Source organism: Bradyrhizobium sp. YR681 (assembly GCF_000282615.1).
Taxonomy (GTDB): Bacteria; Pseudomonadota; Alphaproteobacteria; order Rhizobiales; family Xanthobacteraceae; genus Bradyrhizobium.
The window spans coordinates 1-9,534 of the sequence record NZ_AKIY01000118.1 but is presented as its reverse complement, the minus strand read 5'-3'; the positions used below and the strand labels follow the sequence as shown (position 1 = coordinate 9,534).

8 protein-coding genes are annotated in these 9,534 nt (G+C 66.2%); 2 read left to right on the top strand and 6 right to left on the bottom strand.

The window, feature by feature from the left end; translation table 11 throughout:
• Nucleotides 1-66: 66 nt before the first annotated feature.
• The 6 genes from PMI42_RS11490 to PMI42_RS11465 all read right to left on the bottom strand — a co-directional run bounded on the left by PMI42_RS11490 (nucleotide 67) and on the right by PMI42_RS11465 (nucleotide 7,434).
• On the bottom strand, nucleotides 67-552 hold the full coding sequence (locus tag PMI42_RS11490; protein ID WP_008133876.1) for a hypothetical protein: 486 nt from the start codon (nucleotides 550-552) through the stop codon (nucleotides 67-69).
• A gap of 117 nt (nucleotides 553-669) precedes the next feature.
• The gene (gene glsA / locus PMI42_RS11485) at nucleotides 670-2,544 is read right to left on the bottom strand and encodes a glutaminase A (RefSeq protein ID WP_008133875.1); all 1,875 of its coding nucleotides are present in this window, start codon (nucleotides 2,542-2,544) and stop codon (nucleotides 670-672) included.
• Between the two features lie 137 nt (nucleotides 2,545-2,681).
• Nucleotides 2,682-4,775, bottom strand: a complete 2,094-nt coding sequence (locus tag PMI42_RS11480) for a methyl-accepting chemotaxis protein (RefSeq protein ID WP_008133873.1) — start codon at nucleotides 4,773-4,775, stop codon at nucleotides 2,682-2,684.
• A gap of 143 nt (nucleotides 4,776-4,918) precedes the next feature.
• Nucleotides 4,919-6,130 (bottom strand): MFS transporter, encoded by a 1,212-nt coding sequence (locus tag PMI42_RS11475; RefSeq protein WP_008133871.1) that lies wholly within the window; start codon nucleotides 6,128-6,130, stop codon nucleotides 4,919-4,921.
• A complete protein-coding gene (gene kdsA, locus PMI42_RS11470) occupies nucleotides 6,130-6,981 on the bottom strand; it encodes a 3-deoxy-8-phosphooctulonate synthase (RefSeq protein ID WP_008133870.1) in 852 nt (283 codons plus the stop codon). The genes PMI42_RS11475 and kdsA overlap by 1 nt, the downstream gene beginning before the upstream one ends.
• A gap of 126 nt (nucleotides 6,982-7,107) precedes the next feature.
• Entirely contained in the window at nucleotides 7,108-7,434 is a 327-nt protein-coding gene (locus PMI42_RS11465) for an NIPSNAP family protein (protein WP_008133869.1), read from the bottom strand.
• A gap of 196 nt (nucleotides 7,435-7,630) precedes the next feature.
• Here PMI42_RS11465 and PMI42_RS11460 point away from each other — a divergent pair, with 196 nt between their 5' ends.
• Both PMI42_RS11460 and PMI42_RS11455 read left to right on the top strand, forming a co-directional pair.
• Nucleotides 7,631-8,305, top strand: coding sequence for a response regulator transcription factor (locus PMI42_RS11460; protein WP_008133868.1), 675 nt, complete (start codon nucleotides 7,631-7,633; stop codon nucleotides 8,303-8,305).
• 5 nt (nucleotides 8,306-8,310) lie between these two features.
• A partial coding sequence (locus tag PMI42_RS11455; RefSeq protein ID WP_035965290.1) for a sensor histidine kinase occupies nucleotides 8,311-9,534 on the top strand: 1,224 nt, incomplete at its 3' end.

Below are 9,534 nucleotides of genomic sequence, written 5' to 3'. Positions count from 1 at the left end.
CCCCCCTGCCGATAGCGGCGGTAGAGATAATCTGGAAATATCGTCAGTAGGGAGCAGAGAATCAGCTCAAGCATGGCTGGCCACCTCGCTCTTGGCCTCCCCGATCTTGGCCTCCCCGACCTTGGCGCCCCCGACCTTGGCATCGGCGGCCGCAGAAGGTTGCGCGGCGGCAGCTTCGTCGGGCAACTCGGTCGGGTCCTGCTCCGGCGCAACGCCGGCCATCTTCTCGACCGATCCGGCGATCTTGCGCAGCGGCGTGCTGAAGTCGGGTAGATCGATCATGGCGAGGAACAGGCCGATCACCCAGAACAGGTGATTGTGGGTGAACAAGGCCAGCAGCCCCAGCACGGCCACGATCTCGAACTGAAGTTTCTGCGACTTGTGGGCCATCCGCTCCGGCATCGTGTGCAGGTGCAGATAGAAATTCCCGACCGCGAGAACGGCGCCGATCAGGACAATGCCGACGATGACCATCAGGACATCGGTATCCCCCGGCGCAGTGATGAAGGACGGCAAATGATGGGGCGCAGCGGGATGAAGCGGCTCACTCACGCGTCTCTCCCTGAAAATGCATTGGGAGCGGATCGCTCCAAATTCATTCTTTCACAATGCGGGAACTTGGCAAGCGCAAAGCCGGTCGCAGGTTCGCGGGCGAACTCGGGTTCGCTGCTAGTACGCGCTGAGCAAATCGACCTTCGCATTTGCGAGCACGAGCCGCCGCGCCAAAATCGCCGCGAGATTGCGCATGATCTTCAGCGACGTCTCCGGATGCAGGCGGCGATAGTCGGCAAAGCTGTCGAGCGGCAGTTCGAGGCAACTGACGGGCGTGTCGGCCAAGACGTCGGCGCTGCGGCTTCCCTCCAGGATCGCCATCTCGCCGAACGCCATGCCGGGGCCGAGCGAGGCGAGACGCACGCCGCTGCGCAGCTTCACACTGACCATGCCGCTCTGAAGGAAGAACAGCGAATTGGCGGGCTCACCGGCGGCGATGATGCGCTGACCGGCGGCGTAATGGCGCGTGGTGGACAGCTTGACGATCGCGGCGATCTCGTCCGCGTCGAGCTCGGCCAGCAGCGCCTGCTCGCCGAGATGCGCGCTCTTCTTCACATCGGTGAAGCCGCCGAAGCGGTAGATCACCTGGTCCTCGGCCCATTCGATGGCGTCGTCGAGCAACGCGAAGCGCCGCAACCGGCGCGGATCGGCCGTCCTCGCGCAGATCGCGCCCCACACCGCGGAGTCCCCCTCGAAGCCCGACAGAATGGCGATGACGCCCACATTGCCGAGCGCCGTCAGCATCTCACCCACAAGCTCCACGCCGGCTGCGGTGATATCGGGGACGCGGCGGAAATCGATGATCAGCAGCGGCGCGTTCGGCGGCTCGCTGGCGAGCCGGCGCGTGAGGTAATCGATGGTGCCGAAGTTCATCGCGCCGACCAGCTCGAGCACGCGGATGTCGCTGTGGCGCTCGTCGAGAATCTGCTGCTCGTGCGGCGGGCGGCTGCGGCGCGAGGAGATGCCGTAGACGTCGTAATCCGCCATGATGCTGGTGCGGACGTCGGCATTGCGGTTGAGCATCTGCAGGTCGAACCGCGCCGACAGCGCCTCGCAGACTTTCAAGCCGCGCGCGCTGTTGAAATGGTTGTCCAATAGCGGCGAGAAGGTGCCGAGCCCGAGCTGGGAGGGCAGCGCCGCGACGATGCCGCCGCCGACGCCGCTCTTGGCGGGAATGCCGACGCGATAGGTCCACTCGCCGGCATAGTCGTACATGCCCGAGCTCGTCATCACCGACAGCGTGCGGGCGACGATATGCGGCGTGATCACCTGCACGCCCGTCACCGGATTGATGCCGCGATTGGCGAGCGTCGCCGCCATCACGGCGAGATCGCGCGCGGTCACCAGGATCGCACATTGGCGGAAATAGACGTCGAGCACGGCGTCGACCTCGTCAGGCAGAACCGCGTAATTCCGCAGCAGCCAGGCAATGGCCCGGTTGCGATTGCCGGTCGCGGTCTCCGAGGCATGCACGGCCTCGTCGACGCCAAGCTCCCGGCCGGCGAACTGGCTGAGTTTTGAGCGGACGCGCTCGAATGCGCCCTTGCCGTCCACCTCGTAGATCAGGCCCGAGCAGGCGATGGCGCCGGCATTGACCATGGGGTTGAAGGGCCGGTTGTCGTTGGTGAGCCGGATCGAGTTGAAGGCCTCGCCGCTCGGCTCGACGCCGATGGTGGCGGCAACGCGCTCTTCGCCGACCATCTCCAGGGCCAGCGCGAACACGAAGGCTTTCGAGACCGACTGGATCGTAAACGGCACCGCGCTGTCGCCGACCTCGTAGACATGGCCGTCGATGGTGACGAGCGCGATGCCGAAATGATCGGGGTTGGCGCGCTTCAGCTCGGGAATGTAATCGGCGAGCTCCCCGGATTTGTCAGCCCGGAATTCGTCGTAGCAATCGGTCAGGAAACGTCGGAGCGGAGGCTTGGTGGGATATCCGGTCGATCGGGTCAAACTGGCTGCGCTGGGCGAACGGCTGGTCTGGACGTCCACGATCTCACACCTCGATTTGCTCAGAATTGAAGCAATTCGTGTGCCATGTATACCGAGGACCAATGTGGCACGGTGACGCGAAGAAAGTGCAGCAGCCTGGCTGCGACGGCCCAGAACTTATCGCCTTTCCGGAAGACCTAAGCCACCGCCCTCACCTTGCTGATGAAGCCGTCGACCTCCGAGGTCAGCGAGGTCGACTGGCTCGACAGGTTGGCGGCGGCCTTGAGCACGCCGGAGGCGGCGCGGCCGGTCTCGTCCGCCGCTGACGACACGGTCGCGATATTGCGTGTCACGGTCGAGGTTGCCTCCGCCGTGTGCTGCACGGTGTTTGCGATCTCGGCGGTCGCCTTGTTCTGCTCCTCGATGGCCGCAGCGATGACGCGGTTGATGCTCGAGACCTCCTCGATGGTCTTGACGATGCCGTCGATCGCGGCGACCGCCTTCTGCGTTGCGCCCTGGATCTCGGTGATCTGGGTGCTGATCTCCTCGGTCGCCTTTGCGGTCTGCGACGCGAGGTTCTTCACCTCGCTCGCCACGACCGCAAAGCCCCGGCCGGATTCACCGGCGCGGGCTGCCTCGATGGTTGCGTTCAGCGCCAGCAGATTGGTCTGGCCGGCGATCGAGGTGATGAGGCCGATGACCTCGCCGATCCGGTCGGCACCGTCGGCGAGCGCGCGCATGGTGCTGTCGGTCTCCTTGACGGTGACGACGGCCTGCTCGGTGGCGCGCGTAGCCTGCTCGACCTGGCGGTTGATCTCGCGAATGGAGGCGTTGAGCTCTTCGGCCGCGGCCGCGACGGTCTGCACACCGCTGCCGACCTGGTCGGCCAGGGACGAGGCCGAGCCGGCCTGGGTCTGCGCTTCGCTAGCCGTGCCCGACATCGAGCGCGCCGTCGTCTCCAGTTCGCCCGAGGCGCTCGACAGCGCCTGTACCATCTGGCCGATCCGGCTTTCGAACTGGCGCACGAGACCGGACATTTCGGACGCACGCTTCTCCTTGTCGGCACGCTCGGCGGCCTGGTCGCCCGAGAGGCGCTCGGCGTTGATCATGGCGTCCTTGAACACCTGCAGCGCCGATGCCATCCGCCCGATCTCATCGTTGCGGTCGAGGCCGGGCACTTCGCCGGCGAAATCATGCGCGGCGAAACGGGTCATGACGCCGGTGATCGCGGTCAGCGGCCGGGTCACGCGGTTGCGCATCAGCATCAGCCCGCCGATCGTCAACGCCAGCGAGACCGGCACCAGCAGGCCGAACAGCATCAGGCTGAAGCGGGCACGCGAGGCGCCGTCTTCGGCACGCGAGATCATGTTGGCGAGTGCGGTCTGCGTGACGATGACGACATTGTTGGCGCCGACCAGCTGACGATCGCGGTACTCGATACCGACGACGCCCGTAGGCTCGCCGGCGAGCAGCTTGGTTGCGATCGCATTTCGTTCGTCGCTGAGCGCGCCGGAGATTTCCGACTCGGCGTTGCGGATCGCCTGCAACAATTCGGGCGAAGCCACGTTCGGGCTGAGGTCGCGCACCACCAGCCAGGACTGCTGGATGCGGCCGCGCAGATCGGCGAAGGTGACGCCGTCGGCTGCGGTCCAGGTCTTGTTGGCGAGGATCGAGGAGAATTGGACGAGGATGGTCTGGCCGGCATTGGCGCGGGCCTGCCAGGATGCCTGCTTGGCGATCAAGAGGCGATCGACCACGGGGTCGATCAGCGTCATCGCGCTGTCGACATGGGCGGTGACTTCGCCGATCGCGTCCATATAGGCGTCGCTGGTCTTGGCCCAGCTCGGCGTCAGGCTGGCTTCACGCGCACCCTTCTCCTGCTTCAGAGCAGCGATCGCGCGCGGCCGCAGCTCCTCGAGCTGAGCCCAGATGCCGCGCAGCTTGTCGAGCTTTTCGGCAAGGCCGGGCGCCTCGACGGCGGCGAGGCTCTCCAGGGCCTTGGCGTAATTCTTCTGCACCGTGGCGCGCTGCCCGGCGAGGCTGGTCATGACACTGTCGGGCGCGGGGGCCGTCGCCGCGAGATAGCTCAGCGTGTCGCCGCGCTCCAGGCGGAAGATCACCAGCGTGTTGGTCAGGTCGCGGCTGGCGACCGCGAGCGAGACGATGCGGTTGCTGTCCGTGTAACGGGTGACCGCGAGCGTCAGCGCATAGGCGCAGATGACGACGAGGACGAGACCGAGAGACCCAACCACCGCCCCGAGGATACGGGCGACCGAACGCTGCTTTTGCATCGATTGATCCACAGATGTTGCCGCCAAGTCGTGGCTTGCGGGCAATCTACGGAGCGAAGGGTGAGGTTTGATTTAAGATTGAACGGATTTGGCTACCGTTCTTTCACGGGAAACTACGGGGAATCGGTAATTCGATACTTCCGTCAGGCCCGGGCGTCCGACGGCGCCCGTGGCTTGAGCAGTTGGGACCAGACCAGACCCAGCACCAGCATGATCGCAGCGCTGGCGAACAGGGTCGGCCCCTTGCCGGCATGCGCAAGCCCGAAACCATAGGCGAGTGGCCCGACCGTCTGACCCATGAAGAAGAAGAACGAGTGCAACGACATCGCGGTCGCCCGCGCCTCGATCGACAGCTCGCTGGCGAACACCTGCAAGCAGCCATGGATCATGTAGAAGCCCCAGCCCATCGCCAGCATGCTGGCGAATTGCAGCTTCCAGCCGAGACCGAAGGCAAGCAGACCGAGTTGGAGTGCGACGATGCCGCCGCCCGCGATCATCATGCTCTTGACGCCGAGCCACGGCAGGATGCGCGCCACCGTGAGGGTGTAGAGCAATCCGCCGACCGCAAAACCAGCGATCACGATGCCCGCGATCGACAGCGACTTCTCACCGAGATCGAACAGGAACGCGGCGATGAAGGGAAACAGGCCCAGCACGCAGCAGCCCTCGATGAACACGGCGGAGTAGCAGTAGCGTGTGTTCGGATTGGCGAAGATGGTGCGGTAGCCCTGCCGCAGGGTTTTCAGATCGGTCTTCGGCGGCGGTGTCAGCGCGGCGCCGCGAAAGCCTGCCGCCACAGCGACCGCCGCAATCAGGCCAAGGACGCCAAGGATCACCAGCACGCCGCGCCAGCCGATGAGATCGCCGATGATCCCACTGGCGGATGCGCCGAGCAGATTGCCGGTCATCGACCCCGCCATCGTGCGTCCGATTGCGACCTGCCGCTTGGCTGGCGCGACGAGGTCGGCGGTAAGGCCGAGCGCGACGGGAAACACGCCGCCGGAGGCGATGCCCGCCAGGATGCGGGTCGCGAACAGGGCCGAGAACGAGGTGGCGAGCGCGCCGAGGATGCAGGCGACGCCGAGCAGCGCGAGGCACAACGTCATCAACCGCGCCTTGCCGAACAGATCGGCGGCCGCGCCGATCGCCGGCTGCACCAGCGCGTAGATCAGGGCAAAGCCGGCCGCGATGCTCGCCGCCGTCGTGATGCTGATCGCAAAATCGTCCGCGACATGCGGCAGGACGGGATCGAGCGCGCGCGTCGACAAGGCGGCCGAGAATCCGGCGAGCGCGATGATGTTGATCGCGGGCGGAAATTTCTGGTCTGCGGACGGCTTGGTCACCGGCTGGTGCATCAGCGCGTGGCGCTCTTTGCAAGGGCGTCGAACGCCATCAGCCTGGCGATCAGCCCCTCGAATTCGCGCAGCGGCACCATGTTGGGACCGTCGGACGGTGCGCTGTCGGGATCGGGATGAGTCTCGATGAAGACACCGGCGACGCCGACCGCCACCGCCGCACGCGCCAGCACCGGCACGAATTCGCGCTCGCCTCCGGAGGAAGCGCCCTTCCCGCCCGGCTGCTGCACCGAATGGGTGGCATCGAAGATGACGGGCGCGCCGGTGGTGCGCGCCATGATCGGCAGCGCGCGCATGTCGGAGACCAGCGTGTTGTAGCCGAAGGAGACGCCGCGCTCGGTGACGAGCACGTTGGGATTGTTGGCGCTGGTGATCTTGCTCACGACGTTCGTCATGTCCCAGGGCGCAAGGAATTGGCCCTTCTTGACGTTGACGACCTTGCCGGTCGCGGCCGCGGCCAGAAGCAGATCGGTCTGCCGGCACAGGAAGGCCGGGATCTGCAACACGTCCACTGCCTGCGCGACCTCGGCGCATTGCGCGGCATCGTGCACGTCGGTCAGCACGGGCAGGCCGAGCGAGGAGCGGATCTCGGCGAAGATCGGCAGCGACTGCGAAAGGCCAAGGCCGCGCGCAGCGGACGCGCTGGTGCGATTGGCCTTGTCGAACGAGGTCTTGTAGACGAGGCCGATGTTCAGCCGCGCCGTGATCTCCTTCAGCGCCGAGGCCACCTCCAGCGCGTGCTGGCGGCTTTCGAGCTGGCAGGGTCCGGCAATGATCGAGATCGGCAGATCGTTGCCGAACTTGACCTTGCCAATGGTGACGACCGGCGCCGCTGATGTCGAAGAGCTCAAGGCAAATCCCTCGTTTCGGCGCGACCATAGCCGCCATCAGGGTCGGATCAACCCCAATCGCCCCGGGCCGTCAGAATATCAGGGTTGCGCCGGGCCTCCCTGCGAGGCCCTTGCGCTGGCGGTCCCTTACTTCACCGCCGAGAAGGCGGTCGGCGTCAGGAGCTGGCTGACGATGTTGCCGACGATCTGGCCGTCCGCTTCGCTTTCGGCGCGGGCCTTCATCCAATCCGGATCGGTCATGAACTTGCCCCACTTCGCCTCGCGGTCGGCGAGCGACTCCCAGGCGAGGAAATAGGTCAGCTCCTGGTTGGATTCGCCGATCAGCGTGGTGAAGAACCCGGCCTGCTTGATGCCGTGCTTCTCCCACAGCTTCAGCGTCACCGTCTCGAACCGCTTCAGCAGCGCCGGCAGGCGGCCCGGCACGCAACGATAGATGCGCATTTCGTAGATCATTCTTGGCTCCTCCCTGAACAGGTCAGGCGGTTATAGCGGCTGGCCAAAGCGCTGTCTTGAGCCCTGCCCGGCCGCCCCTGTGGCGTTTTGTGCATGGCTGAACGACCTCCGGCAACGCACCGCGGCCGGCTTTCGCAATGCTGCCGCAATGATCGGGCCGCTAGAATGGCCCAGTTGTGGTTCAGGTGCCTGCTGCATGCGGATTTTGCTCGTTGAGGATGAGGCGGAGATGGCCGGCGCGCTGGCCTCGGCGCTGAAGCGCTACGACATGGTGGTCGACCATGCCCCGACGCTCGCCGAGGCGGAGGAAGCCATTTCCGCCGACATCCATGCCGCGGTGCTGCTCGACCGCCAGCTCCCTGATGGCGATGGGCTCGCCTTGATCCCGAAGCTTCGCGCGCGCGCCGACGGCGTGCCGATCATCGTCCTCACCGCGCGCGGCGAACTCGCCGATCGCATCGCCGGGCTCGACAGCGGCGCCGATGATTATCTTGCAAAACCGTTCGCGGTCGAGGAGTTGCTCGCACGTTTGCGTGCGGTGCTGCGGCGACCGGCCGGTCTGTCCCCCGACGTCATCCGCGCCGGCCGTCTCGCCTTCGATGTCGGCCATCGCGAAGCCAGCATCGACGGCCAGCCCTTCGAGCTGCCGCGCCGCGAGCTGCTGGTGCTCGAAGCATTGATCCGCCGCATGGGCCGGACCGTACTACGCTCGGCGCTGGAAGAAGCGGTCTATAATTTCGACGACGAGATCCAGTCGAACGCGCTCGACACGCATGTGTCGCGGCTGCGGCGAAAGCTTGCGGATGCCGACGCCGGCATCGAGATCCACGGCATCCGCGGCGTCGGCTATCTCCTCAAGAAGCTGCCATGAGCACGATCAGCGCGCATGACGATCCCTACTGCCTGCGCTCGCGGCTGAGCTGGCGCCTGCTCTCGCTCCAGGCCGCGCTGCTGCTGGCGCTCGTTGCCGTCGTGGTCGGAGCGCTCTGCGCATCGGGCTTCGTGCTCGCCGAACGTGACGAGGACCGCGTCATCGATGTCGTCCAGCGCGCGCTCACGCGAGATGCGGAGACTGGACTGGCGTTGCGGCCGACGTCCGAGTTGAAACAATTGCGCAGCGAGACCCCCGACCTCTGGTTCCTGGTCCGCGACCGGCAGGGTCGTTCGCTCCGTGAAGGCGCAGTGCCGGCCGAGTTCGCCGCGATCGGCGGAGGCCTCGACCAGATCAGCCAGGCGCGGCTCGGCTGGCAGATGCTCGAGGACGATCCGCGCAAGCCGGCGGCGCGGCTGAAACGGGTCGACACCGACGCCGGCAATGTGCAAATCATCACGGCGACGCAAGGACGGCTGGCCGGCACCAAGGCGCTGGTCATGACGTCACTTGCGTTCCTCGGCATCGCCCTGCCCGGCCTGCTGCTGATGGGAACCGCGACGTTCATCGCCACACCGATGATCGTGCAGCGCGCGTTCCGGGGGCTCGATACCACGGCCGACGAGGCGCGGCGCATCGACATCCATCAGCGTGGCGCGCGGCTGTCGGTGGAGCGGATTCCGCTGGAGGTCGTGCCGCTGGTGACCGCGATCAACGACGCGCTGGCGCGGCTGGACCAGGGCTATGCCCGCCACAAGCGCTTCGTCGCCGACGCCGCGCACGAGCTGCGCACGCCGATCGCGATCCTGCACACGCGGCTGGAATCGCTGAGCCCCGGGCCGGACAAGACCCGTCTCTTGGAGGATGCCGCGCGGCTCGCAACGCTCGCCGAGCAATTGCTCGATATCCAGCGGCTCGACCGCTGCGGCCATCCCTTCACCAACGTCAATCTCGCCGCGGTCGCGCAAAGCGTCGCCGCCGACCTCGCTCCGCTGGCGATTGCGGCCGGCTACGAGCTGGCACTCGATGCACCGGAGACGCCGGTCGAGACGATCGGCGATGCAGCGGCGCTGGAGCGCGCGCTGACCAACCTCGTGCAGAACGCGATCCAGCACGGCCCGCGCCGCGGCACGATCGCGATTCGCGTCTTGAAGCCCGCGCGCATCGAGGTCACCGATGAAGGCGCCGGCATTCCGATCGATCAGCGCGAGCAGGTGTTCGAGCCGTTC

Bases quoted from the DNA above. Each gene is read 5' to 3' on its own strand.
- PMI42_RS11460 (WP_008133868.1), top strand. From the start codon at position 7,631: ATGCGGATTTTGCTCGTTGAGGATGAGGCGGAGATGGCCGGCGCGCTG.
- PMI42_RS11480 (WP_008133873.1), bottom strand. From the start codon at position 4,775: ATGCAAAAGCAGCGTTCGGTCGCCCGTATCCTCGGGGCGGTGGTTGGG.
- PMI42_RS11475 (WP_008133871.1), bottom strand. From the start codon at position 6,130: ATGCACCAGCCGGTGACCAAGCCGTCCGCAGACCAGAAATTTCCGCCC.
- PMI42_RS11465 (WP_008133869.1), bottom strand. From the start codon at position 7,434: ATGATCTACGAAATGCGCATCTATCGTTGCGTGCCGGGCCGCCTGCCG.